This is a genomic window from Nostoc sp. PCC 9305, from assembly GCF_963920915.1.
GTDB lineage: Bacteria > Cyanobacteriota > Cyanobacteriia > Cyanobacteriales > Nostocaceae > Nostoc.
In genome coordinates this window covers 18,927-45,864 of record NZ_CAWUDN010000039.1, presented here as the reverse complement: position 1 = coordinate 45,864, position 26,938 = coordinate 18,927, and the positions used below count along the sequence as shown (strand labels likewise).

Below are 26,938 nucleotides of genomic sequence, written 5' to 3'. Positions count from 1 at the left end.
TACATTGTAATTGCGCTATTGATTAATCGACATAAATTTGGAGTACCAAGTTAACATTTTATCCACCGTTCCATAACACCTCACCCTACTTAAAAGAGGAACGTTTGTATGAATCTGAACCAAATTACTCATCCAAATCAGTTGCACGAACTCTCAATTCCACAACTCCAAGACATGGCGTGTCAGATTCGCGAAAAGCACTTACAAACAGTCGCTGCTACTGGTGGTCACCTCGGTCCAGGTTTAGGTGTAGTCGAACTGACCCTAGGACTATACCAGACTCTCGACCTAGACCACGATAAAGTGATTTGGGATGTGGGTCATCAAGCCTATCCGCACAAACTCTTAACTGGCAGATATGATCGCTTTCACACCCTGCGGCAAAAAGACGGTATTGCTGGCTATCTCAAGCGTTGTGAAAGTCAGTTCGACCACTTCGGTGCCGGTCACGCTTCCACCAGTATCTCTGCGGCTTTAGGAATGGCTATTGCCAGAGATATGAAGGGTGAAAACTTCAAAGTAGTGGCAGTGATTGGAGATGGAGCGCTTACAGGGGGTATGGCTTTAGAAGCAATTAACCATGCAGGTTACTTGCCCAAAACCAACTTGTTAGTCGTACTCAACGACAATGAGATGTCGATTTCCCACAATGTGGGAGCACTTTCGAGCCATCTAAATCAACTGCGATACTCCGTCCCAGTGCAGTTAATGCAAAAGCTAGAAAAACAGTTTGAAAATTTAACGCATCTAAATGACTCCTTGCCAGAATTGTCTCGACTCAAACAAGGGGTAAAGCGCTTGTTAGTGCCGAAGATGGGAGCTGTGTTTGAGGAATTGGGTTTCACCTATATGGGACCGATAGACGGGCACAATTTGGAGGAATTGATTGCCACTTTCTATCTAGCACATCAGCAGACAGGTCCGGTGTTGGTGCATGTAGCAACGGTTAAAGGCAAAGGATATGGATTTGCTGAACAAGAGAGAGTTAGTTACCACGCCCAATCTAAATTCGATTTAGCCACAGGCAAGGCGATCGCTTCGAGCAAGCCTAAACCTCCCGACTACTTCAAAGTATTTGGCGAAACCCTGACCAAAATTGCCCAAAACAACCCCAAAGTCATTGGCATTACCGCAGCTATGCCCACTGGGACAGGGCTAGACATCCTCCACAAACAACTACCCAACCAATATATTGATGTGGGTATTGCCGAGCAGCACGGAGTGGCGCTAGCAGCGGGTTTGGCTTGCGAGGGTATGCGTCCAGTTGTTACCATCTACTCTACTTTTCTGCAACGAGCTTTTGACCAAATCGTTCATGATGTCTGCATTCAAAATCTCCCTGTATTTTTCTGCTTAGACCGTGCTGGCATTGTTGGTGCTGATGGCCCTACCCATCAGGGGATGTACGATATCGCCTATTTGCGTTGCTTGCCTAACATGGTACTGATGGCTCCTAAAGATGAAGCCGAACTCCAGCAAATGCTTGTGACTGGTATTAACCACAATGGCCCAATCGCTATGCGCTATCCTCGCGGTAATGGCTATGGAGTTCCTCTGAAAGCAGAAGGTTGGGAACCTTTAGCCATCGGTAAAGCAGAAATTCTCCGCCACGGAGACAATGTACTGATGGTTGCTTATGGTTCGATGGTCTATACGGCGCTGGAAACTGCCACTATATTGAGTGAACAAGGCATCGAAATCACCGTCGTCAATACCCGCTTTGCTAAGCCCTTAGATACTGACTTAATTGTGCCTCTAGCTCAGAAATTTGGTCACGTGTTCACTCTGGAAGAGGGGTGTTTAATCGGAGGCTTTGGTACTGCTGTTGCCGAAGCCCTACTAGATCACCATATCGTCGTTCCAGTCACACGGATTGGTGTCCCTGACCAGTTAGTCGATCATGCCACTCCAGAAGAATCTAAATTAGAAATAGGCTTGACAGCTCCACAAATTGCCGAGCGAGTCAAAAAAGAGGTACAACTACAACTGGCAGTACAAGTATTGCAAGATAGTTCGCTTGCGCGAAGAACTGTTGCTGCGATCAGCTCTTAAAAAGGCAGAGCCCAGAAGAATTTATACTGTCATCTCTAGCATAATCCATGCCTTTAGACCTAGTAAGGATACAAGCTCTCTAACTTGTAGCATGAAAAAGACGAAAACTTTTTCCATTCGTAGGGTTCCCTTTTACTTCCTGTAGAGAGGCCGTATCATGTCAATAAAAACAGCATATTCTCAATAGAGTCTCAAGTCATCTCATTAAGTTTTGTTTATTGACAAATATTTAAGCGATAGCTTTGAGGCTTGGAAAATAAATCAAACGAGAAATGCTGATTTTTTCGTTGCTTCTTAACCGAATGGCACTAAGAAAAGGTGAAACCTCGTGAGGGCAGGGTGTTGGGGGTAGGGTGTTGGGTGTAGTGTTCCAGACAATTGAATGTGAGTGCGTCAAGTAGTTCAACATCTTCTTAATTCCCTATACCCTACACCCTACACCCCACACCCAAAAGCCAGGAATACCAGGAATTTACGCTTTTCTTAGTGCCATTCGCTTCTTAACCTTAGTTGTGATCAAGAGTAATTTAGATGCGGCCGCCCTGTTACTTCCTGCCTTCTGCCCTCTCTGCCCTCTCTGCCCTCTACATAGCTGCTTTCTCAATACTTCCTTGTTTTTAACATTAATAACTTATGCAGACTTTTTCAACTCCAATCACTTCTAACCCCACTTCTCTTCAAAACTTCACTAGCACAATGATCCCCCGCCGCAGAACTCGCGCCGTTAGTGTAGCTGATGTTACCATTGGCGGTAGTTCCCCTGTAGTTGTGCAGTCAATGATCAATGAAAATACTCTAGATGTAGAGGCATCTGTAGGTGCAATTCGTCGCTTGCACGAAATCGGATGTGAGATTGTCCGCGTGACTGTACCCAGCCTAGGTCATGCCAAAGCCGTTGCTCAAATCAAGCAGAGACTCAAAGAGACCTATCAAAATGTTCCCTTGGTAGCTGACGTTCACCACAACGGTATGAAGATTGCCTTAGAAGTGGCAAATCAGGTGGATAAGGTGCGGATTAACCCTGGGCTGTACGTGTTTGAAAAACCCAACGACCATCGCACTGAATACACTCAAGCTGAATTTGACGAAATTGGTGAGAAAATCCGTGAAACCCTAGAGCCTTTAGTCATCTCTCTACGCGACCAAGGCAAAGCAATGCGGATTGGTGTCAACCACGGTTCTCTAGCTGAACGGATGTTGTTTACCTATGGTGATACTCCAGAAGGCATGGTAGAATCAGCTCTGGAATTTATTCGCATCTGTGAATCCCTCGATTTCTACAACTTGGTTATTTCACTTAAAGCTTCCAGAGTGCCTGTGATGGTTGCTGCCTATCGCCTGATGGCACAGCGCATTGACGAATTCGGTATGAATTACCCCTTGCACCTGGGTGTAACTGAAGCAGGCGATGGTGAGTACGGTCGTATCAAGTCAACTGCTGGAATTGCCACCCTCTTAGCTGACGGCATTGGTGATACCATCCGGGTCTCCCTAACAGAAGCGCCAGAACAAGAAATTCCCGTCTGCTATAGTATTTTGCAAGCCCTGGGTCTACGTAAGACGATGGTCGAGTATGTGGCTTGTCCCTCTTGCGGTCGCACCTTGTTTAACCTAGAAGAGGTGCTGCATCAAGTACGCGAAGCTACCAAGCACTTGACTGGTCTGGACATTGCTGTAATGGGCTGCATTGTCAACGGTCCTGGCGAGATGGCAGATGCAGACTACGGTTATGTTGGTAAACAGCCTGGTTATATCTCTCTGTATCGCGGACGCGAAGAAATTAAAAAAGTGCCTGAGTCTCAAGGCGTTGAAGAACTGATTAATTTGATTAAAGCAGACGGTCGTTGGGTTGACCCTTAATATCATCGGTCATATAACCTTAATAAGTTCGTAGTGAGGACTCTTGTCCTTTTCTACAAAAAAAGCAAGGACTTTAGTCTTTACTACAAACTTCAAATGAACTATGTTGAGCCCCTTCTCACCGCTTAGTACGTCTAGAGTTGACCTTTAAAATAGCCAAATTGAAAGTTGTTGTCAAACGCTTCTTGAATGCAGTGCCATAATCTAGAGGAGAGAAGCAATTATGAATACTAAAGTCATTGAACGGTCATTGGAGAATACTCAACCTGACCAGCATCAGGAATTTGAGCGTGAAATTGAGAAAGTCACCTTTGACCTAAAAGCTTACTTATCAGAAAAGCGAGTCCAAGTAGAAGCAGCGCTAGAAGAGTCAATCACCGTAGTTTATCCGGAAAAAATCTACGAAGCTATGCGTTATTCTTTGCTTGCAGGAGGAAAACGCCTACGCCCAATTCTGTGTCTTGCCAGTTGTGAGCTATCTGGAGGGACAGTAGAAATGGCTCTTCCTACTGCCTGCGCGCTGGAAATGATTCACACCATGTCTTTAATCCATGACGATTTGCCTGCCATGGATAATGATGACTATCGCCGAGGTCGGTTGACCAATCATAAAGTTTACGGCGAAGACATTGCTATTCTCGCTGGTGATGGACTTTTAGCCTATGCCTTTGAGTTTATCGCGGAAAAGACAAAAGAGGTACCTGCCGAGCAAGTGTTGCGAGTCGTTGCCAAGTTGGGTCGTGCAGTTGCCGCAACTGGTTTAGTCGGTGGTCAAGTCCTTGACCTGGAACATGAGGGACAGCAAAATGTTGATGTAGAAACTCTCAAATTTATTCACATCCATAAAACTGGAGCTTTGTTGGAAGCCTCTGTTGTTTGTGGCGCACTCCTAGCTGGAGCTAATCAGGAACTTTTGCAACGGCTGAGGAGCTACGCTCACAATATTGGTCTAGCTTTCCAGATTATTGATGATGTGCTTGATATTACTGCAACGACGGAAGAATTAGGGAAAACCGCAGGTAAAGACCTACAAGCACAAAAAGTTACTTATCCCAGTTTGTGGGGCATTGAAGAATCCAGACATCAGGCGCAAAAATTAGTTGACTTAGCGAAGGCTGAACTAGCTGACTTTGGAAACAGAGCGCTACCTCTGATAGCGATCGCAGACTACATCACAGCTAGAACTAACTAGCAAGTTATCAGTGAACATTGATAACTGTTCACTGATAACTAAACTGCATTACTAATGACAAGAGGAATAGCAAATGGATACCAAAGCCTTTAAGCGATCGCTCCATAGTTCCGAAAACTACTACCGCAAGGGATTTGGTCACTCAAAAGAAGTGACAGGAACATTAGACTTCGAGTATCAGAGTGATTTGATTCAGCAGATCCGAAACAACGGTTATACGTTGCAGTCCGGCGATGTTACAATTCGTTTGGCAGAAGCGTTTGGATTTTGCTGGGGGGTAGAGCGAGCTGTTGCCTTGGCTTATGAAACACGACAGCAATTTCCCACCAAGCGTATTTGGCTGACCAACGAGATCATCCACAACCCCTCAGTTAACCAAAACCTGAAGGAAATGCAGGTTGAATTTATTCCAGTTAACGATAAGGAGCAAAAGGATTTTTCGGTTGTTGCTCAAGAAGATGTCGTTATTTTGCCTGCTTTTGGAGCCACCGTTCAGGAAATGGAACTGTTGAACGAAAAAGGCTGCAAAATTATGGATACGACTTGCCCATGGGTTTCTAAAGTGTGGAACAGTATCGAGAAGCACAAAAAAGCAAACTACACCTCGATTATTCATGGCAAGTACAAGCACGAAGAGACGGTTGCAACCACTTCCTTTGCAGGTACATATTTGGTTGTTTTGAATCTGCAAGAGGCTGAGTATATCTGCAATTACATCCTCAATGGGGGAAATCGTGAAGAATTATTGACCAAATTTGTTGGTGCTCATTCTCTTGGATTTGATCCGGACACGGACTTGGTAAACGTGGGTATTGCTAACCAAACTACCATGCTCAAAGGGGAAACGGAGCAAATTGGTAAGCTTTTTGAGCGCACGCTGATGCGTAAGTATGGTCCTGCCGAACTCAATGATCATTTTTTAAGCTTCAACACAATCTGCGATGCTACCCAGGAACGCCAGGATGCGATGTTTAAGCTTGTAGAAGAAAAACTAGATCTGATGGTAGTAGTCGGCGGCTATAACTCTTCTAATACAACTCACCTTCAGGAAATCTCGATTGAGCGTTCAATTCCTTCCTATCATATTGACAGTGCAGAACGAATTGGACCTGGGAATCGGATTGAGCACAAAAAGTTGCACAAAGATTTAGACGTGGTTGAAAACTGGTTACCGTCCGGTCCAATTGTGGTGGGAATTACTTCTGGAGCTTCAACTCCAGACAAAGTTGTTGCCAATGTCATCCAAAAGATTTTTGACATCAAGGCAACTATGTAGCAACACGAAACATCTACACTCCAACCTCTAACATTTCCCTTATGCACTCCTACTCCCTATTAGCTTCAGCCAAAATCAATTTGTATCTGGAAATCATTGGTGCTCGCCCAGATGGCTATCATAATTTGATAATGGTACTCCAAAGCATTGACTTGGCAGACCAAATAGACCTGCGCCCATCGGGAACTGAGGCTATCTACTTGCATTGTAACCATCCAGAAGTGCCTCAAGATGAGAGCAATCTTGCTTATAAAGCAGCAGCATTGATAGCAGAAAAATTTCCTGACGCCTTTGCCAAGTATGGAGGTGTTAATATCACAATTGACAAGCGAATTCCTGTGGGAGCAGGACTGGCAGGGGGTTCTACGAATGCCGCAGCAGTTTTGGTTGGGCTGAATTTGATGTGGAATCTGAAACTGAGCCAAAGGCAATTACAGTATCTTGGCTCCTTACTCGGATCAGATGTGCCCTTCTGTATCGTTGGCGGTACAATGCTAGCGACAGGACGGGGTGAATACCTTACTCCCCTGCCAGCAGTCGATAATTTCTACGTAGTGTTAGGTAAATATCGCAGTCTCTCAGTTTCAACGGCTTGGGCTTACCAAACGTTCCGTCATAAATACTTACAAGCCAACGTGTCAGATGATTTTGCCCCAGAGAATCATAAACAGCGAGCGTATTCAGAAAAAATGGTGTACGCCATTGCTCGCAATCAGGAGAGGCAAATTGGTCAATTGCTCTACAATGACCTGGAACGGGTCGTGTTACCCCAATATCCTCAAGTACAACGGCTCAAGGAGGAATTTCAGGACTTGGGATGCGCTGGAATGATGTCAGGTTCTGGTCCTACCGTGTTTGCCTTGACTAAGTCTCAGCAAGAGGCACAGCAAGTCCTAGAGTCAGTGAAGATAGTCATTCCCGATCCTGATTTGGACTTGTGGGTTGCAAAATTTACAAGTTCTAGTATTCGAGTTGCATCCTCTGTCAAGTAACGTTTCAATCTCAACTTTTTTATAGGGTACATATGGTGAGAATTTTAGCCATCGTTGGTATGCCTGGTTCAGGTAAGAGTGTGGTAGCCAGTTACTTAAAAGATAATGGTTTTCCCATAATTCGTTTTGGTGAAATTATCATATGTGAAGTTGAAAAACGAGGGCTACCAATAACACCGCAAAATGAGCAAATTGTCAGAGAAGAGATTAGACGAAAACAAGGGATGGATGTCTGCGCTCAAATAGCATTGCCACTCATTAAAGCCAAGTTGTTAGACCATCAATTAGTTATTATTGATGGTCTTTATAGTTTTAGTGAGTATAAAACTCTCAAAGAAGAGTTTAATGAAGAATTACTGGTTATAGCAACTTTCACTCCTAAGTCTTTAAGGTATGAACGGCTCGCTTTAAGACAGGAGAGACCTTTAACACTAAAAGAGGCAGAGAGAAGAGATTTCATGGAAATTGAGAAAATAGAAAAAGGAGGTCCAATTGCTATGGCAGATTTAACCATCGTTAATGATGAAAGTCAGTACCAGTTACAAAGAAAGCTAGATAAAGTCCTAGCAGAAACATTCCAAGAAATTTCCCAGGTAGCGTATACCTCATGACCTTTAAGTGGCTGTATTTTTCATAGGAATTGGCAGGCAGTTATTGATCTAAGATTGATTTTATGAATCTTAGGATTTTTTCTGGTTTTTTCCTAAGAGGGAGGAGGCTAATCATACGAAGCATCAAATTGTATCTTCAAAAGAATATCTACTTTACAGTCCACAAAAACAAAGAAATTTCATAAAGCATTCAGTTCAAAACTACGCATCAACTATTCAATTAAGAATCTACGATCATGAAAGCAATATCTCTCCTTGGCTCGACTGGCTCTATTGGTACGCAAACACTGGATATTGTTGCTCAATATCCCGACCAGTTTCAAGTTGTGGGATTGACAGCCGGCTCGAATGTGGAAATGCTTGCTCAACAGATACGTGAGTTCCGACCAGCGATCGCAGCCATCGGTGACGCACAGAAGTTGCCCGAGTTGCAAGCGGCGATAAGAGACCTCGATCCCCAACCAATTCTACTAGCAGGCGAAGCTGGGGTGATTGAGGTTGCCCGCTACGGCGATGCCGAAGTTGTAGTGACTGGCATTGTGGGTTGTGCAGGTCTGTTACCTACCATTGCTGCAATCGAAGCAGGCAAAGACATTGCTTTGGCGAACAAGGAAACCCTCATTGCTGGGGGACCAGTTGTTTTGCCTTTGGTGCAAAAGCATGGTATAAAGTTACTACCTGCGGATTCAGAGCATTCAGCAATTTTTCAGTGTTTGCAGGGAGTGCCCAATGGGGGGCTGCGGCGGATTCTACTGACTGCCTCTGGTGGCGCTTTCCGCGATTGGCCAGTTGAGAAATTATCACAAGTTACTGTGGCTGATGCTTTGAAACATCCCAACTGGTCAATGGGTCGCAAAATCACAGTAGATTCTGCTACTCTCATGAATAAGGGATTAGAGGTCATCGAAGCTCACTGGTTATTTGGGCTTAATTATGACCAGATTGAAATTGTCATCCATCAAGAGAGTATCATCCATTCTCTGATTGAACTGCAAGATACTTCAGTGCTAGCGCAACTGGGCTGGCCCGATATGCGCCTGCCACTGCTGTATGCTCTGTCTTGGCCAGAGCGAATCTACACCGATTGGCAGCAGTTGGATTTAGTGAAAGTGGGGCAGATGACTTTTCGTGTCCCAGACCACCAAAAGTATCCCTGTATGCAGCTAGCGTATGCTGCAGGTCGCGCTGGAGGTTGTATGCCAGCAGTGCTCAACGCAGCGAATGAGCAGGCTGTTGCCCTATTCTTGGAAGAAAAAATTCAGTTTCTCGATATTCCCCGTTTGATTGAAGGGGCGTGCGATCGCTACCTTGTTCACAATCATTCTACCCCAACTCTCGACGAGATCATAGCCGCAGACCAGTGGGCTAGACAAGAAGTTGTTACCGCTTCCCAGATTTTGGAGCGGAGCATGATAGCAGTCTAAAAGGTTCTGTTTAGCGTGTAGACACGTAGCATACTACGTTCTTACAATAAGCTACACTTACTGGTTCTGTAGCGGATTAGTGAGTGAGATTTTTGTGCTTTAAGCGTTTGCTTCATATCTTCCAACAGCAAATTGGGCGGGTGCCTCGCCCTTTGCTTCAACTGAAAAACTCAAGTGGTAGAAGTAAACATCGGTTAAAACTGCCAATTGTATTCATAGGAATAAGTGAGTGAAATTTAATATGTCAATTTGGCTCTTAACAGCATGGGTGACTTATCTTTTGGGAGTTGTCATTCAATGGCTGAATCTGAACCAAGAATTCAAGGAACTGGACGAATACAGTAATTTTCCAATAATTTGGGCAGCACAAGTCGTCTTGAGCGCTGGTTGTCTTCTAGAGGCTTTGGCATGGCCCTATAGCTTGATTGTAGATATCGATGGCACCTTCAGTTCGGTAAAATGACCTTGGAACGAAATTGAGCAGCTTTTTATTTTGCCTGTCTTTTTTAGAAAAACTTTAGTTATTTAATAGGCTCATGAATATTAGGATTGGCAACGGTTACGATATCCACCGTTTAGTTGTAGGTCGCCCCTTGATTCTAGGAGGGATAGAAATTCCCCATGAAATGGGGTTATTGGGTCACAGTGATGCTGATGTTCTGACTCACGCGATTATGGATGCGATGCTGGGAGCCCTGAGTCTGGGAGATATTGGTCATTACTTTCCGCCCACTGACCCCCAATGGGCAGGTGCTGACAGCCTGGTTTTGCTGTCTAAGGTGCTGACTCTGGTACGGGAGCGGGGGTGGCAAATCAGCAATATTGACTCTGTAGTGGTGGCAGAACGACCAAAACTCAAGCCACATATCCAAGCGATGCGTGCCCGAATCGCAAGTGTTCTGGAACTGGAACCATTGCAGATGGGCATTAAAGTAACCACCAATGAAAAGCTAGGTCCCGTCGGACGAGAAGAGGGGATTGCTGCCCATGCCGTAGTATTGCTGACGGCTTCCAATTTATAGGAACTTATTTCACAACAAACAGTTTAACAAAACGCCCTTGTTCTATAACATTGGAAATTGTGTATGTACTTACTAATTCCAGCCGCAGGAATGGGTCGTCGGATGGGGAGTAGTCGAAATAAATTACTGCTCACCTTGTTAGATAAACCCTTAATCGCCTGGACACTCAAGGCAGCTGAAGCTTCTCAGCGCATTCACTGGATAGGCGTGATTTGTCAGTCAGAGGACTGGGTAGATTTCCAAGAAATTGTGACGAACTTGTCGCTGACCAAGCCAGTGCATTTTATTCTAGGGGGAGCAACCCGCCAGGATTCGGTCTATAATGGGTTGCAGTCCCTACCTACAATGGCAGAACGCGTGTTGATTCACGATGGAGCCAGGTGTTTGGCGACACCAGAGTTGTTTGACCGATGTGCCGAGGCAATTCTCCACTGTCAAGGTCTGATTTCTGCTGTTCCCGTCAAAGACACCATCAAAGTTGTAAACCACCAGACACATCTGGTTACTCATACTCCAGACCGACGTCAGCTTTGGGCGGCTCAAACCCCTCAAGGATTTGAAGTGAAACTACTGCAACAGTGTCATGCCGAAGGCCGTCGCCTCTGTTGGGAAGTGACAGATGATGCTGCCTTGTTTGAACAATGCCAGCTGCCTGTGCAGATTGTGCAGGGGGAGGAGACGAATTTGAAAGTGACAACGCCTGTTGATTTAGCGCTTGCCGAAGTCATCCTCCGACAACGACTGGGAGAGCAGTTGAGGCAATCTCTTGGCACTATGCCGACGCTGAGGAGGTGACAAGTCGTTTAAACAAATTATGCAGAGTAGTGGTTGTACTCTGCGCCAGTGCGGAGTGTCTGCCGCTCGCTGCCTGCGACATACACGAATACCCATCCATTTCCAGAGTGGGCAGTGGCAGACACCCACCGCCTGTTTGAGCGAAGCGTGTCCGAGTTGCGCCATCACCAATGATTGTTACGCCAATGGCTGCCCTTCAAGCAGGTGATTGTGGGCTTATCGCTCAATTCCGAGCTGCTTCTGTTTTTGGCTTTGGTGCAACCAAACCAGCAATTCCGAGTTCCAAGGGCTATCATCTAGAACACAATTTTGGACACGGGCAACACCATTTGGCCTGCTTCCTGCTCACCCTCAATCTTTTGTCCTTTCTCTTCCACACCGTTTTGCACTTGGTTGACAGATCCTACCAACAAATCCGCTTGCAGCGCGGTACTCGCAAAGGATTCTTTCAAGATATCCTCAGCCTCACCAAGTATTTCCTGTTTCACAGCTGGCAGCATTTAATTGACTTTATGCTCAACGACTCACCACTCTCTCCGGCGACTGATTCCTCTTAAATTTTTGAATTTGGAATTGCTGTAATTACAGTATAAAAATGTAAGTTAATTCTCATTCTCGTTGGGTATTAATTCGTGACCCAAAGGGCAAGTTTGAACTACAGGCTTTGCTATGTACTCATCTGGACTATTCTCCCGTACAAATGGCAAATTCGACAAACAAGCTGGTACTCTAAACATTTGCCTACTTTCTCCGATACGCTTGCTTTAGTACGGCGATTTTTTGCTCGCAGCACTTTTTCAATGTCCCATGAATCCTTTGAAATGGTAAAAGTACCTCGCCCTTTGTTTGAACGTTTGTGAGACATTGCTGTTTATGGTGCGTAATTGGATAAAGTCGAGCTTATAACCAATTTCAAAAATCCTCAACATCTTCTTCTCCTACACCACTGGAGCCTTCCCTAAAAAGCCAGTCGCTATCACTGTCGGCATCACCTTCGCCATCCACCTGAAGATTTAAGGAAGGTATTAGCTGTTCAATCTGGCTTTCAAGTCGGGAGAGCGCCAACGTTAAAGAAGCAAGTTGCTCCCTATCCTTCTTAATTTCATTTGAAATCCCCACCCGTAGTTGATTTAACCGCTCCTGGAGGGTATGCACTTCTGTTTTGGTCGCAGAGGGGATACTCACTTTCTCTGACAGGGCAGCGATTTGAGCTTTCAAAGCCTCAATTTCGGCAGCAGTTGCACTATCTGCACTATCGGGACTCTCTTCAAAGAGTGCATTTCTAATACAATCCAGCACAAACTCTTTAAAAGTTAAGCGCAACTCCTCAGCACGGTGCTTGGCCTGCTTTACCAACTCCCGGTCTTCTTCAGACAGAAGTTTTATATTTATCTGCGGATATTCCACCAGTCCCTCGCGCTTTTGTTGTGGAGAAGTGAGAAGTGAGAAGTGAGAAGAGTAGGAGGAGATAGGGAAGTAGGGGAAGTAGGGGAAGTAGGGGGAGGAAAATGATTAGTGCTTCATCAACCAAGATTCCGAATGATTAATCATATTGACTAATCCACTCAAAATCTGGTTATAGGTTCCGTAGAGTTCTCGACCAATCTCAACATCCAAGTAACCACATTTAACACTAAACTCTATCCAGGTTTGAGTTTCGGCTGCTTCTGATTGTCTGCGACACGCTCCGCGAACACAATCATTCAATTTAGCGACGAAAGCTGCCTCATATCGACGCTTCCTCCATGCTTCAGCTAAATTCGCACATACGGAACGAGATAGCGAAGCGTTAGCGACGTTAGGAGCGTCTGAACGACGAATTTGATCGGTAAGCGAATACCTTTCCTCCACAGGAAACTTTTTCGATAGTTCAAAAATTTGCATCGCCGTATCAAATGCCATCTTGTAAATTTCTAAATCTTGATGCTTTCTAACCAGTTCTTTAACCATTTGCTTCTCTGTCTAATATTTACTCACTCCCCCTACCTCCCCATCTCCCCCGACTTCCCCTACTCTTCTCACTACCATCATCGCATACGGGATATCCGCGTATATACGATATAGATGATTTTATATGGGCAATTGGATCGTGTCTGGGAAACAACTATCATAAAGATACCGGGAATTGTCATTCTCGGCATCATAATTATCAGTGGGGGTTGGGGATTTATCTTATGGAAAATTTACCTGTATTAAGCGTGGAATCACTTGCTGTGGAGGTGGTGACTCTGCCGCTTGATGAAGCCCGAGTTGCGCTTGTGGATTATTATTTTCCCAACCGCCAGAGAATTAATTCGACGGAGCAGCTAATTGAGCTATGGGTACATTCTGTCACTATTAAAAGCGACCAAACGCGACGGGCATATCGGCAAATTGGTTATGAGCTTGCTGATTATATGCAGTCGCGGTTTGGGATATCTGATTTGAGGATGGTAACGTTATTCCATCTACACGCAAATCTAGCTTGGCTAAAGGATGAAAAGCCAGTACGGGGGCAGAAAAATACTTATGGAATTAGTAAAAATACGGCAGCTAAATACACTGCGGCGATTAAAAGTTTGTGGGAGTGGGGTACTAGAGCTTCTATTGGTTATTTTGCTATCGACTTGGGCAAGGACTTAAGTATCCAATGGGACGATAAGCTCGCAGAGCGCATTCTGTCGGAACGCGAGATTGCTAAGTTGGAAAAAGCGGCGATTGAAGTAGATTTGCAACACAACACTAATAAGATGCATTGGCTGCTGTTGACTCTCGTCTTTTACAGTGGGGTGAGGGCGGGAGAAATTGCGCGGCAAACTTCTGATTATGGTAAGCGCATAGTTACACCGGGGTTATTTTGGCGGCAGTTTCGGGAGGATGGAGATTGTCTGTTATTAACTGTGACGGGGAAACGAAATAAAACCAGAACTATTAGTCTCGATCCGGAAACTAGTGCGGTGCTACTGGATTACCGTGGCGATGCCAGCAATGATCAGCCGGTGTTTCCTAGTCCCAGTCGTCGAGACAGAGGTAAACCTCTAAGCGATCGGGGATTGCGGTTAATGATGGCGGAAATTTCTGCTAGTGCGGGAATTAAGTTCAGTGCCCACTTTCTGCGCCACACTCACGCGACGCTGGCTAAGAAAAATGGAGCTTCTGATTTTGACTTGCAAGCAGATTTGGGCCATGCTTCGCCGGCAACGACTGCAAAGTACATTCACCATGTCGGGCGTGTTGGGACTTCTCACGCACTGCGTAAAAAAAGCAAACATCGGTAAAAAAGCAATCGCCACCGGTTCATGGCGGGTACGCCATCGCGCTCATGCGCTCCAAAATGATAGTGTCAAGGTAGTTATCTTTTCGGGATGACGCGCTCACTCGGTCGCGTCCAGTCCCGGTTTACCTAGATATTACCTAGACATGAGCCAAACAGGGAAAAACAAGAAACTGGCATCTTTTAACTGCGACCAAAAGATGTGGGAGCAGTTTATCGCCCGTTGTAAATCGAAAGGGACGACGGCAACAGCCACGCTGACCCAATTTATCGAACTCTACCTAGATGATATAGATAACCTTGATGCAATTGGTGGCGATAATTTAGATAAACGCTTGGACTCTAAGATTAAGGCAAGTGTTGAGGAGTACTTAGTTAATAGTAACAATAGTCACCCCAGTCTGACGAATGAAACGATATTAGCTATTTGCTCACGACTTGATAAGCTGGAGTCACAGTTGTCAGGCGAATCTAATAGTAACGAAACCGAAGCAATCCATAATCTCGCCGATTTATCAGAAAAAGTGGAGGGGATAACAGCCCGAATGACACAGTTTACTGAGGCGATTATTAAAATTCAAAATCATCTCAACAATCAACCGAGGCGGGGCAATAAATCGTACAACAATAATTCATCCTTCAAAGTGCATACTCCCCGAATGCAACCATTAACCGAAGAAGGTTTAGCTTCAAGACTTGGTTTAGCGATAGAAACTGTACGCGAACAGCGAATTAAGCTGCACCCACCGCTTTTTGTGGCATGGTGCAAGGGCAAGGATAAATCGGGTATGGGGTGGGAATTTAACGAAAATACGGGGTTATATCATCCGGCAAGTTAGTATTTTTATTATTTTTAAATACGCCTACACACTTGTTGATTTTTGGCATAACACCAGCTTAATTTCTCTCACGAGTGCTAGAATTTTTTTTGTTCAAAATAGCAGCTTTAAATATTAATATTATTGAAAACGTAATAAATATTCTTTTTTACTTAGGAGATAGTTAGGCGATCGCTTTCTAGGTAAAGCAAAACTTCTGCCAGCACAGTGTTTGAGCTATTTTACCTAGATCATTACCTTGACACTATATATTTGGGAATTTCCAATATACGAGCTTGTAAACTTTCTAATTTTCCCTTTGCTCGGACTAGCTGTAACCATCTGTGTGCTGCACTTTTTAATGCCCATAGGCATTACAATCTAGGCGGAAGTCCTTTTTAGCCACGACCAAACACATCTGCGAGGTCGCACCTATCCCAAACCCTTATTAATAAAGTATTTTAGCTTGGCAATCAAAGTTTTTCTTAGTTTTCTTGCTTTCTTGCATCAATTATCACTAGTAAATAACTTATAAACTTTTAAAATCATTGATTCAAATCTATATTTGAGCTTGATGCCTTCAAACCCTCAAAAATTCAAATGTATCTAATACATACTTGGTAAATTCTTGGAATTTCGTTATAAATGTTACTGTAGTAGGAATTCTTCAATTATTAAGTTTTTAGAGTAAAGAACAGTAATGTGGTCTGATAATGAGTCTGAAGTTGATTTACTAGGGTTTGATCATCTTGTAAGCGTTATTACATCAATTATACGTAATGAATCTCTGTTGCCTGCGACAATCGGAGTATACGGAGACTGGGGAAGCGGAAAGTCCAGCCTTCTGAAAAGAACTGAGGCTGTATTAGAGACTGATGAGGATGTGTTAGTGCTCTCATTCAATGGCTGGCTTTTTGAGGGCTACGAGGATGCCAAAACTGCGCTGATGGGGACGATCCTTGATGAAATTGCCAGTAAGAGGACACTTGTTCCTGCGGCAAAACATCTGATTGTTAAGTTACTTAAACGTATTAATGTAATGGAGGTTCTCACCAGAACTGGCAAAATGGGTTTGAAAGCAACATTAGCTTATGCAGTTGGAGGATTACCTGCGTTGAGTCTGAGTGGTGCCAGTGATATCGCAACACTCACAAGTGAGCTAGGTGACAAAGTTAAAGAAGTTAAATTAGAAGATGCAGAATTAGATAAATTTATTAAAGAAGACGCTAGTCAAAATTTGCGACGTGGTATTCGTGAATTCCGAAAAGACTTTGAAAAACTGCTGAAAGAAACAAAACTTAAAACTCTTGTGGTGATCATTGATGATCTTGATCGCTGTATGCCCGATACGATCATTGAAACACTGGAGGCAATTAAGCTCTTCTTGTTTGTACCCCACACAGCTTTCATCTTAGGTGCTGATGAGCGTTTAGTGAAATATGCTGTCCGGCGACGTTTTCCTGAGTTACCAGGCGAGCGAGCAGAAGTTGGCCGAGATTACCTTGAGAAGCTCGTTCAATTTGCTGTTCGTGTTCCTTCACTTGGCCGATCTGAATTGGAGACATATATAAATCTCCTTTTTTTCGCAAAAACAACCAGTCCGACTTCAGACGCTTTTAAGAAAGCTCAAGAGTATATTACTAGTTCTAGTGCAGGTTCTTTTCTCGATGTTCGTTTTAATTATGGTATTGCTAAGAGCATTCTAAATGATGAAATTCCTCCAGAACTAGCGGAAGATTTGAACATAGCTCAACGTATTGCTCCGGTTTTAGCGGTTGGTTTAAACGGTAATCCAAGGCAGTGTAAGCGATTTCTCAACACACTGATGATGCGTTTGGAAATGGCAAAGGCTAAAAAAGTTGAGATGAAGCAGCGTGTGTTGGCGAAGCTGATGCTTTTAGAGTATTTTAAACCAGAATTTTTCAAACGTTTGGCTGAACTTCAAGCAGCACAACAAGGTCAGCCAAAAGAACTTGCGATAGCTGAACAGAACAATGCACCGAAAAATTCTACAAATACCACTACTTCTAATGGACAAACTGGCGATGATAAAGATGAAACAGAAACTAGCGATAAGAGCAAAATAGCATCTAAAGGTAAAGCTACAAGTGATGATATCAAAAAATCCTCTAGTGCTAAACCTAATCCATCTCCTCTTTCTTCTGAGGCATCAACATCATCAATTTCAACGTGGCTATCAGATAGTTGGTTTACCGATTGGCTTAAAAGTAATCCCCTGTTGGCAGATGAGGATCTTAGACCCTACTTCTTTTTCTCCCGCGATATACTTCAAGGATCGCTTGGTGGTGCGTTACAACGCATGACTCCCCAAGCGCAAGAAATGCTTAAAGAGCTTTTTCAAGAGAGCGAAGCAGCACGAAATATTGCCTTGAAAAAGGCAAAAGAAATGAGTCCAGGGGATGCTTCTGCTGTATTTCAAGCTATTAGTGAAAGGGTTAGGGAAGAAGAAGACTTAGGAGATGAAAAGTCTGCGTTGAATCGACTTAACGATTTAGTAGCCGCTCGTCCTGAATTATTCAGCCAGTTTATCGCTCTTCTTAATGGAATTCCCGATAGTATTTTGCCAATTACGATTTGTCTCAAAATCGTAAATTTAGCGAAAGAAAATGGAGAAATTAATTCAAGTTTAGAACTTTTAACAAAGTGGTCAACTAGTGCAACTTCATCGCAATTGAAAGCTGCTGCAACGAATGCGATAAAACGTTTAAAAGATTTGTAATCAGGTAAGAACGCAGAGTGGGAACTTCAAAGTCCTACGAAGGGCCAAAAGATAGGACTCCGCTACTACCATCATGGGCTTTCCCTGAGCCAGGTAGTGAGGAGTTAACACTGGAATCGCCGAATTCTCCGGTTGAATTACCATCAGTGCCTCCTGTAGAAGGAAGTATGAATTGGCGTTCAAGCAAGACAAGCCTTGGAAAAGCGGTATCGAGTGGAGGCGGGAGAAGTGTTTTTGCAAAGCCAGGGCGCAATTATGTGCGTGCATTAGGAGGAGCAAGAAAAGCAGCAAAGACTTCTCGAACTGGTCGCTCTACCACAGCAGCTATAGGTCAATTTCTCACGAATGTTGGAAATCGAGGAATTAACGGAGCACTTGAAAGTCTTGGATTGTCAACATTTGTGGGGAAAGATGCTGAAACAGTCTTTGCAGCAATTTCAAATGCTCTTGCACCTGTAGGTTCTTCGAGGGAAGAAGCGATTGCAAGAAAGGCTGTCAATGAAGCTCTTGAAAACTTATATGAGCAGTATGTCTTAGATGGTGGTGATATCACTAAGCTTGATCAAATGGGTGCTCAGGAAGTGGGAAAAGCCATTGAAACAGTAGTGAGTAGCTATATTTACAATCGTTGGCTTGGGGAGCTTGAAATTGTACTTGAGAGCAAAGCTGTTTCAATTAAGGATGCAATTCGTCTTGAGAGAGATATGAAAGAATATATACGTGAATGCGTGCGATTAGATATGCAAGGAGTAAACGTGCTCACTATGGATTGGAACGGTTCATCAGGTCAGCAATTTATCGAAAAGATATTTATTGAAGCCTATAGTATTCTTGAGGAGGCTCAGTGAGTTGGAACGTTATTGTTCGAGTTGGATATTTAGATCAATACACACCTGATATCCCAACAAATGAGCCAAGAATATTCACTTCGATTGATAATCCTGGTAGCCCTTTCTTAATAAAGAATAACCTACTCACCGAAATTTTAGATAAAGCATTTATAGCACCTTCCTCTGAAGTTGTTGACTTATTAAACTTAGGAATTGCTATATATACAGCAGATTTGAAAATTCAGCGTAATTTAAGCGAAGACCGCTGGACACGAGATTTTATAATCCACATACCAGTTCTGAATCAGGATCGCTGGACACAAACTCTTCCTCATTTGGAAGAGATGCTTAATTTTCTCACAGGTGATAGCTGGCAATTTCGACTAAGACAAAGACAGCAGTTGGATAACTGGGAAGGAATAGGAAGAAATTCCTCAAATGTAGATACAATAAGTCTTTTCTCTGGTGGGCTTGATTCATTAATTGGTGCGATCGATCTGCTTGAAGAAGGCAAAGATGTTGCACTTGTAGGTCATTACGGTGCTGGTATTACCAGATCCATACAACAATTATTACTCAGTAAACTTCAAGCCACCTATGGTAAGCGTATTACACCATTTCTATTTTATGTGCAGCCCCCAAAAAGAGGAAGTGGCAAGGGAGAGCCATCAATGCGTTCTAGGTCTATCTTATTCCTTGTATTAGGTACACTAGTAGCTAATCTTTTTCCAGGTCAAAAACCACTTGTCGTAGCTGAAAATGGACTGATTTCTCTCAATGTACCACTCACACATTCTCGTATAGGAAGCCTCAGTACCCGCACTACACACCCACATTTTCTTTCGTTATACCAAAAAATACTTTCAAGCCTTGGATTAGTTACATCTATAGAACTGCCTTATAAATTTTTTACAAAGGGAGAAATGCTTGCAAATGTAAAAAACAAGGAAGTGCTAGAAAGCACAGCAAACTTAAGTATGTCGTGTTCACATCCTGAAGCTGGCCGTTTTCGGCAGGGCAGTCCTAGTAATCATTGTGGCTATTGTGTTCCATGTATTATTAGACGTGCTGCTTTAGCTTCCGTACAGCTAGATAATTGCATGTATTCCGTTGACATTTTAAAAAATCCACCTGCTTTTGATAGTAAGATGGGGCGGGACTTTCGAGCTTTTCAAATGGCAATAGAGAGACTTCAATATGCCAAGCCTCATAGTGCGCTTTTCAATGTTTTAAGTTCTGGCCCATTACCACCAGATGATGTTAAGAATTATGCTGATGTGTATTTACGAGGGATGGAAGAGGTTCGCCATTTCTTTTCTTTGTAGTTAAAAGTCATAAAAATAAATTGTTTACTATGATAAAAGAAGTTTTAAATTATTTTTAATAGCTCTTAAAACGGCTTTCTCATCAATTGACCAGAGTTCAGCTAATTTCTGAATCAAATTGCATATATCCCTGGGATACATTACAGATTTACCTAACTTTACAAATGGCCCATCAGACTCGGTAAGAATTCGTTCCTTTGGTAGTAACTCTACTAATGCTCTTCTACGGGGAGATTCAAGCATCTTAATGTTTACAGAAAAGTAGCATCCCGCTTCAACTGCCCTTAACGCTTCTTTTGAGGAACCTGTAAACCAATGGAGAACTACACGCCCTTTATCTGCGGGAAGATAGTTTTCGATCATTTCAATAACTTCGCGGGTGGCTCGACGGCTATGAACTGTTAATATTTTCCCTTGAGCAGAAGAACACAGTTCCAAAATTTTCTGAAAGACTTTACGTTGAATCTCCAACGTATTAACGAAGTCAGAAGAACCATCTAGTCCTACCTCGCCTACATACCGAGTTTCCGGTAAGTATTTCTCAAACAAATTTATTTCTTCTGCTCGTACATGAGCTAGTTGAGGATGTAATCCTAAAGCTGCACGAATATGTTGGCAATCTTTAAGGAACATTTTATTTTGAGTCCAAACACAAGGAGCATTTGTTACTGTGAGCGTTTTAATGCGTAAATCTTCACATTCTCTGATAACTTCCAAGTAGTTAGGATACAAATCTAAGTGACAGTGAAAGTCAACCAAATCAGCAGAATTAATTGATGAATCTGTCATAAATAGGCAACTGTATAAGCTGAAAGTTATAAATAGACAAAAAAGGGTTATATCGATGGGCTACGCCTCACCGGAGGAGATCGCTGCGCCTTGACTCATCTATGCCAACTGGTGCGTACTCGACAACCTGAACAACTTGATCTTTGGCTGGCACAGGCTGACAATAGCATTCTTTCTCCTTTTCGCAACTTTGCTAAAAGTTTGCGTGAAGACTATGATGCTGTCAAGGCGGGTGTAACGCTTTCAGTGAGCAATGGCCCTGTTGAAGGTCACATCAACCGATTGAAGATGTTGAAACGACAAATGTACGGTCGTGCCAGGATAAATTTACTTGAGCGACGGTTCTTGCTGGCTAGATAAAGCGCGGGCAAGTGAGGGTGAAAAGTAAACTGTATTTTTGCGATCGCTCAACTGGGAGCATCCTCGAACAGGATCACCAAAAGTGTGTCTGGTGTCGATTGTCGTAATTAATGTAGCTTAGGGAGTATCCTACAATCATAAGAGCGCGATTTATGGCGCTCGTTAGCCAATGCTGAAACATTAAAAAATAAAATGCAACTGCCCTTTAACTTAGTTCTATCTATTAAATTTTATATTTATAAGAAGAATTCAGAACTCAGGAGTCAGAATGAGCGTATGAATTCTGTACGAGTGGGTAATGAATATTGGTTAAAACCTCGCCCCTGGTGGGCGAAAAAAAATTAAAATATTCTCGCCTTAAAACTCTATCCCTTTATGGGTAGAGTATTCTGAATTCTGAATTCTGAATTCTGACTCCTGTTTTATACCTATAACTAAATTGATTATGACGTTATTATTACGCCACACTTTTATAATGCAGTCTTTATACTCCTCAAAATGCTTTAAATTCTCTTTGAGTAAATCAATCATACTTTGCTTTCCCTTGCATTGCATAGTATCCATCGCCCATCCATAAATTCCCATATTACTGTCTGAAATTCAAGCTACACTATGATTCGTCGGTCAATCGCTTCAGCAGCTTATCAAACAACTCGTCAATCTTGTGCGAGTCAGAAACCAGCGTCCCTCGCTCGTCGCGGAAGGTGCGATCGCGCTCCCCTTTGAAAGATAACCAGTTAAAGCTGGTAGCGACTGCAAATTTGGTATCTGAAATGAGGATTTTGGCGTGAGTATCCCCAAGTCGTTTAAGTGTAAAGGTCTTGGAATATTGGCTTGCCAGCTTTTGCAGATTCTTCTCAGCTTGAATATCTGCTGAACTGCGCTTTTCGTCCTTCTCACCTAACCCATACCCAATGAAAATTTGCACTCCTCGTTTTAGCAGATTCTCAAATTGCTGGAGAAACCAACGGTTGACCGAGTTAGCCCGAATCCAAGGTGAGAAGATCATCAGGCGTTCTCGGCTATCCTTAAGGGCTTGTTCTAGCAAAGGGCGATGTTCGTACATATCTAACCAGCGCATCGGTACTGTTGCCAGCACAGAATCGAGTTGAAATTGAAGCTGCTCAATTTGCTTTAACGCATCTTGAAGTTGTTGATAAAGCGCTTGTTTCTCTTCATCGTCCTCTGCCTGCTCAATCTTTTCCTGAGTTGTTTCAATCTGAGCTTGAATTTTGGCTTGAGCCGCAGTCGTCTCTTTTTTAAGAATTGCAATCTCGTCAACAGGTGACTGAGCGACAAACTCACGCCCTAGTATCTCTTCAGCCAGCCTTCGCGGTTCACTCTGACTTAGTGTCTCAGCAATTCGGAGTTTCTTTACCCCATCCGCACGAGCAAAGGCAGCCTCATGTTCGCTGGAAACAATACCATCAATGACAAATGCCACCTGAATCTCATCACTCTCTTTTGCTTTAAAGACCAGTGCAGTAGCTGGTTGAAAAAAGCGTTGTCTCCGATCAATCGCCTTCAAAGCCAGTAAATCTCGCTCCTGACGAACTCTGGCTTTACTATCCTTCTCAATCTGCTGAATAATTTCGTCAACATCCTTCAACTTGAGGTCGGACAATTCTGGAGGACGTTTTGGTGAAGGCTCAATTTCAACAATGCTAAAGTCGCGCAAATCTTTTGCCTTGAGCAAGCGTGAGTTTAATTGACCATACCAGCGCGGGATTCTCAAAAGTCCATCAAAGTTAATATCGAAAGTTCGTTCTTCTGGCACAATAATTCTGGCTTCTTGTAAAGTTTTCTCTCCCTTTTTCGTTAGCTTCCATACCTGAAATTGTGAAACATCAGGAGCAATTAGATCAATGTCTTCACTCACCCGTAGATTGACCATTGCTTCTCGGATCGTTAGTAATTCCAAACCCAGAAATCCGGCAATTTCTTCTTCGGATGAAAGACCAACATTAATCGCCTTCAGAACGTACTCCTCAATCGGCGGAATTGGTTTACGAACCTGAGTCAGAGCTTCAACAGTAATTTTGTAGACGGGCAGCCCAACTTCCTGGCAGCAAACCAGGTCAAACCCGGAACGATTATCATAGCGACGCAGGTCTTCTAGATGTAAAGACGTAAATTCTTCCCAGGTCATAAGTTTGGCTCCGTCTGAATACAATCTTCTGGGTGTTGTTCAATGTAGTGCAGGACACTATGTAGAGGGCTGTGACTTAACGCTCGACAAAATTGATGATCGCCAACAATCAGCAAACCAACCCGTCCTCTAGATAGCGCCACATTTAGTCTGGCTTCATCTTTGAGAAATCCAATTTTGCCATCTTTGTTGGATCGAGTCACTGAGTAAACAACGATATCTGCTTCCCGCCCTTGAAAGGCATCAACAGTATTGCACTCGATTGTCAAAGCTTTTAGGCTACTTTGTTCTGCATCCAAGCCGCGATTGAGCAATTTCAGTTGGGCTGCATACCCGCTCAAAACTGCTACAGTGTAATGTTTTTGAGCTTCTTCTGCAACTCGGTTAAGTTGTTTAAGCCACTGAACAATAACTCTGACTTCACAGGAGTTATTAAAGCTAGACTTAAGGACTTGTTCGCGGCTATTTTTGAGCTTTGAGGTAGTCAACCATGTGACAGGTCGTTGCAAAACCTGACTCAAAGTTTTATCTATTGCAGGCCCATTACTACCCAACTGACCTTCATAAAAGCAGGTGCTAATCAACTTTCCTATCGGCTCAACCATTCGATGCTGAATTGCCAGCATCTTACGGCAAGCATCTGGCAAGGTTCTTAACAAGCGATCAAACAGGGTTTCTTGAATGTCCCCTGATGCCAATTCATACTCTTCCAAAAATTCGGAATTTCGGCTGGCTTCATCTTGAAACGGTGGTAGTTGTTTGGGATCGCCTACCAGTATCCATTTTTTTGAACGCGCCATTGGTACTAAAACTTCAGTCGCGGTTGCTTTAGAAGCCTCATCAACAATGCATAGATCAAATTCAATGTCAGAAATTTCTCTGGAGATGCCAATACAAGTTCCCGCAACGACTTGCGATCGCTTGATCAAAGGTGCATTAAATCGTTCATTGCGCCCAAACTGCTCGAACCATTGTGTTTGCAGACTAATTAGCTGTTGGAGGATTTTTGCATTAGGTGAGTTGGGATCAATCAAGCTCTTGCTCCTCTGCTCTAATTCTTCACCTGATAGTCTTAGCAATTCATCAATAGTTTTGATGCGCGTAATTTCTTGAAGACGTTTTGCTTTGTGTTTCTGCTCATCCCGTGCAGCCTTTGCCTGTTTCTCTAGTTGTTCGATTTCCTCTTCTAATCGCTGAAACTCCTCCACCCTGTCCGTTGGTACATTTCGCTGTCGTCGAGATTTGGGTTTTCCTTGATCATTGAGTGCGGAAAAATTATCTTCCCTCTCCTGCTTACGGCTTGCCAGTTCTACTCTTAGAGACTCTAGGTTCAAGGCAATATTTTTCAACTCTTGAAATAGAACAGCTTTCTCCAAATCCTGCTGAGAAATTCCGCTACGTGCAGACCAATTAGCAAGGAACTGTTGCCCTTGGGCGATCGCATTTTCCCGCCACTTTGCCATTTGTTCTTCTAAAAGCAACGAGTAAACACCTTCTGATACCCGCTCATGATTGCCAATGCGAATCAGCTTCAAGTTGGAGTTTTTTTCTTGAATCCTTTCTAATGCGTTATCGAGTGCAACGTGGGTTTGAGAACTAAGTAGAATTCTTGCTTCAGGGTTCTGCTGAAGGGTTTGCAGGATGACTTCTGTAATAAACGTTGTTTTACCCGTCCCTGGTGGCCCTTGAACTAACAGAAAGTCTTGTGTTGACAGGGCCGCTTTTACAACTTCCTTCTGAGACTCATTCAAAAATTGGATGAACTTAATCTCGATATCTAAGGCAGGGGCCTGAATTTCTTGAGGATTGGCTAGTAACTCTCGTAAGTCAGAGCGAACAGCACGATCGTACCGAATTGCATCTAGGGCATTTTTTTGGCGGTTCAGGGCAATTTCAGCCAAGCGAGTATCAAATCGCAGTTCCCCTGTTTGAGGTAAGCGATCTAGTTCGCCGTATTTCACGTACAGAACCAGTTTGTCATCAACCACTTCCACTACGTCTCCACCCAAAATGCTAAATCCGTTGGAACGTGTCACATGGCGTGGTTGTCCGGTAATGTCTGACTCTGGTAATTCTGCAATTTGAAAAATGACACGACTGCCATCAGGTGTAACACTTGTGTATTTAATCGGCTCTTCTCGCTTCTGTTCCCAGTCTGTCTTCGCCCTGAGAATGTCCCACCACACTCGAAAGATACGTTGTTTCTCCTCTTCCGCTCGTGATTGCCTTAAATTTGCCTCATGCTCTTCAACCCCCAGTTGAAGTTCTCTAATGACATCCTCAGCTTCCCATTTAACGATTGGTTTTCCAAATTTGAATTCATAAGGCAGTTGCCAGGATCGTTCCCGGTTTTGTTCTAGGACAACACTAGAAAAGCTTTGAGCATTGATTATAACTAGACAATCTTGCTCTACTGCAACTAAATAGCGGTAAGAGAAGCCAAAAATTGAATAATGATTATCAGCAGATTGTCCATTTGTGCCACTGCTTGACTTCTTAGCAATGCCACATCCAGCATTTAAGTCCTCAAGTAGAACCTTCTGAATTTCCGTCTCTGGTAACTGAAGCTCATTCTCAAGGTTTCTTACAGCATTACGAGTCAGTTGGAGATAACAGGAGTATTTTCGGGTTGTTTGCTTGCGCGAGCGCTTCTGCTGAATTGCTTCTAACTCTGCTAATAATACTTCTGCGTTTGGTTGCCGTTCCGCAGGATCGTTCGAGACAGCACGTTCGATAATTTCGATGATTTCAGGGGGAGCATCAAGGGCAGCGATCGCACTCGAAAAGCTACTGTAATCGAGATCAACCTCAGTCAAGCATTTCAGCGTCATTACCCCAAAACTAAATACATCACGGGTATAAGGGTAAGAACCGTCATCTTCTTCTTGAGGTGTAAAAGGACGAGAGACAAATTCCCTTAACGTTACAGTTGGGCGGAAATAACCCCTGAGTTTGGAAATTCCAAAATCAGCCAGTTTTAACCTGCCATCACTACTAATTAGAATATTATTTGGTTTGAGATCCCGATGAACGTATTTACGCTCGTGAGAAAATGCAAGTGCATTTAGTATTGGAAAAGCTAACCTCTCCCAATAAGAATCCCATCCTTCTAATGGAGTTTCTTTTAGCAGTACCGCTAAATCTCTCTCCATCCACTCTAAGACCAAGAAATATTCTCCAGTCTGTTTATCTCTTCCTGAATCAAAAAGCTCGACAATGCTGGGATGCTTTAACTCCCTGAGTGCCTGAGTTTCGCGTCGGAAGGATTCAACTAAGATGTCTACTTCAATCTGCCCATGTTTGAAAACTTTGACTGCTACCTGTCGCAATCCTTCTTTCATGTCAATGGCTTGGTAGACATCCGCCATACCACCAGAGCGCAGGTTGGGAGATAAAGCGTAGCGATCATTAATGATACGAGGCAACATGGTTGTAGATTTTACCTGATAA

At 43.4% G+C, this 26,938-nt stretch carries 20 protein-coding genes and 2 pseudogenes; 17 read left to right on the top strand and 5 right to left on the bottom strand.

What is annotated here, in order from left to right; all coding sequences use genetic code 11:
* Positions 1-108 precede the first annotated feature (108 nt).
* From dxs to ACM0OX_RS16505, 11 genes and pseudogenes are all read left to right on the top strand, one after another.
* Positions 109-2,052: a 1-deoxy-D-xylulose-5-phosphate synthase gene (dxs, locus tag ACM0OX_RS16555; protein ID WP_414516209.1), complete on the top strand. Its 1,944-nt coding sequence runs from the start codon at positions 109-111 to the stop codon at positions 2,050-2,052.
* Between the two features lie 633 nt (positions 2,053-2,685).
* Positions 2,686-3,912: a (E)-4-hydroxy-3-methylbut-2-enyl-diphosphate synthase gene (gene ispG / locus ACM0OX_RS16550; RefSeq protein WP_414516207.1), complete on the top strand. Its 1,227-nt coding sequence runs from the start codon at positions 2,686-2,688 to the stop codon at positions 3,910-3,912.
* Between the two features lie 223 nt (positions 3,913-4,135).
* On the top strand, positions 4,136-5,104 hold the full coding sequence (crtE, locus tag ACM0OX_RS16545) for a geranylgeranyl diphosphate synthase CrtE (RefSeq protein ID WP_414516205.1): 969 nt from the start codon (positions 4,136-4,138) through the stop codon (positions 5,102-5,104).
* 73 nt (positions 5,105-5,177) lie between these two features.
* Complete coding sequence (locus ACM0OX_RS16540) at positions 5,178-6,380, top strand: 4-hydroxy-3-methylbut-2-enyl diphosphate reductase (protein ID WP_414516203.1); 1,203 nt, start codon at positions 5,178-5,180, stop codon at positions 6,378-6,380.
* Between the two features lie 41 nt (positions 6,381-6,421).
* Positions 6,422-7,372 (top strand): 4-(cytidine 5'-diphospho)-2-C-methyl-D-erythritol kinase, encoded by a 951-nt coding sequence (gene ispE / locus ACM0OX_RS16535; RefSeq protein ID WP_414516201.1) that lies wholly within the window; start codon positions 6,422-6,424, stop codon positions 7,370-7,372.
* Between the two features lie 32 nt (positions 7,373-7,404).
* The gene (locus ACM0OX_RS16530; protein ID WP_414516199.1) at positions 7,405-7,983 is read left to right on the top strand and encodes an AAA family ATPase; all 579 of its coding nucleotides are present in this window, start codon (positions 7,405-7,407) and stop codon (positions 7,981-7,983) included.
* Between the two features lie 236 nt (positions 7,984-8,219).
* Positions 8,220-9,407, top strand: a complete 1,188-nt coding sequence (locus tag ACM0OX_RS16525) for a 1-deoxy-D-xylulose-5-phosphate reductoisomerase (protein WP_414516197.1) — start codon at positions 8,220-8,222, stop codon at positions 9,405-9,407.
* 241 nt (positions 9,408-9,648) lie between these two features.
* Positions 9,649-9,870: a hypothetical protein gene (locus tag ACM0OX_RS16520; RefSeq protein WP_414516195.1), complete on the top strand. Its 222-nt coding sequence runs from the start codon at positions 9,649-9,651 to the stop codon at positions 9,868-9,870.
* 73 nt (positions 9,871-9,943) lie between these two features.
* On the top strand, positions 9,944-10,429 hold the full coding sequence (gene ispF / locus ACM0OX_RS16515; protein ID WP_414516193.1) for a 2-C-methyl-D-erythritol 2,4-cyclodiphosphate synthase: 486 nt from the start codon (positions 9,944-9,946) through the stop codon (positions 10,427-10,429).
* 63 nt (positions 10,430-10,492) lie between these two features.
* Positions 10,493-11,224: a 2-C-methyl-D-erythritol 4-phosphate cytidylyltransferase gene (gene ispD / locus ACM0OX_RS16510; protein ID WP_414516191.1), complete on the top strand. Its 732-nt coding sequence runs from the start codon at positions 10,493-10,495 to the stop codon at positions 11,222-11,224.
* A gap of 287 nt (positions 11,225-11,511) precedes the next feature.
* A pseudogene (locus tag ACM0OX_RS16505) lies at positions 11,512-11,781 on the top strand (ISNCY family transposase); the annotation flags it as partial.
* Positions 11,782-12,136: 355 nt separating this feature from the next.
* Here ACM0OX_RS16505 and ACM0OX_RS16500 read toward each other — a convergent pair.
* Positions 12,137-12,631 carry a hypothetical protein gene (locus ACM0OX_RS16500; RefSeq protein ID WP_414516189.1) on the bottom strand — a complete coding sequence of 165 codons (495 nt, stop codon included), beginning with the start codon at positions 12,629-12,631 and terminating at the stop codon, positions 12,137-12,139.
* Between the two features lie 105 nt (positions 12,632-12,736).
* On the bottom strand, positions 12,737-13,174 hold the full coding sequence (locus tag ACM0OX_RS16495) for a four helix bundle protein (RefSeq protein WP_414516187.1): 438 nt from the start codon (positions 13,172-13,174) through the stop codon (positions 12,737-12,739).
* A 224-nt stretch (positions 13,175-13,398) separates the two neighbouring features.
* Here ACM0OX_RS16495 and ACM0OX_RS16490 point away from each other — a divergent pair, with 224 nt between their 5' ends.
* The 5 genes from ACM0OX_RS16490 (at position 13,399) to qatC (ending at position 20,190) form a co-directional block, all read left to right on the top strand.
* On the top strand, positions 13,399-14,481 hold the full coding sequence (locus ACM0OX_RS16490) for a tyrosine-type recombinase/integrase (RefSeq protein WP_414516185.1): 1,083 nt from the start codon (positions 13,399-13,401) through the stop codon (positions 14,479-14,481).
* Positions 14,482-14,623: 142 nt separating this feature from the next.
* Complete coding sequence (locus ACM0OX_RS16485) at positions 14,624-15,316, top strand: hypothetical protein (RefSeq protein ID WP_414516183.1); 693 nt, start codon at positions 14,624-14,626, stop codon at positions 15,314-15,316.
* Between the two features lie 679 nt (positions 15,317-15,995).
* Positions 15,996-18,035, top strand: coding sequence for a P-loop NTPase fold protein (locus tag ACM0OX_RS16480; protein ID WP_292841619.1), 2,040 nt, complete (start codon positions 15,996-15,998; stop codon positions 18,033-18,035).
* Between the two features lie 167 nt (positions 18,036-18,202).
* Positions 18,203-18,883 carry a Qat anti-phage system associated protein QatB gene (gene qatB / locus ACM0OX_RS16475; protein WP_292841616.1) on the top strand — a complete coding sequence of 227 codons (681 nt, stop codon included), beginning with the start codon at positions 18,203-18,205 and terminating at the stop codon, positions 18,881-18,883.
* Positions 18,880-20,190 (top strand): Qat anti-phage system QueC-like protein QatC, encoded by a 1,311-nt coding sequence (gene qatC, locus ACM0OX_RS16470; protein ID WP_292841613.1) that lies wholly within the window; start codon positions 18,880-18,882, stop codon positions 20,188-20,190. Before qatB ends, qatC begins: the two co-directional genes overlap by 4 nt.
* Before the next feature lie 27 nt (positions 20,191-20,217).
* Here the strand turns inward: qatC and qatD are convergent, their stop codons facing one another.
* Positions 20,218-20,979 (bottom strand): Qat anti-phage system TatD family nuclease QatD, encoded by a 762-nt coding sequence (gene qatD / locus ACM0OX_RS16465; RefSeq protein WP_292841610.1) that lies wholly within the window; start codon positions 20,977-20,979, stop codon positions 20,218-20,220.
* Between the two features lie 108 nt (positions 20,980-21,087).
* Here qatD and ACM0OX_RS16460 point away from each other — a divergent pair.
* A pseudogene (locus ACM0OX_RS16460) lies at positions 21,088-21,339 on the top strand (transposase); the annotation flags it as partial.
* A 610-nt stretch (positions 21,340-21,949) separates the two neighbouring features.
* Here ACM0OX_RS16460 and ACM0OX_RS16455 read toward each other — a convergent pair.
* Together ACM0OX_RS16455 and ACM0OX_RS16450 are read right to left on the bottom strand one after the other, a co-directional pair.
* Positions 21,950-23,488, bottom strand: a complete 1,539-nt coding sequence (locus ACM0OX_RS16455; RefSeq protein WP_414516180.1) for a hypothetical protein — start codon at positions 23,486-23,488, stop codon at positions 21,950-21,952.
* A complete protein-coding gene (locus tag ACM0OX_RS16450; protein ID WP_414516178.1) occupies positions 23,485-26,916 on the bottom strand; it encodes an AAA domain-containing protein in 3,432 nt (1,143 codons plus the stop codon). Before ACM0OX_RS16450 ends, ACM0OX_RS16455 begins: the two co-directional genes overlap by 4 nt.
* Between the last annotated feature and the right edge of the window lie 22 nt (positions 26,917-26,938).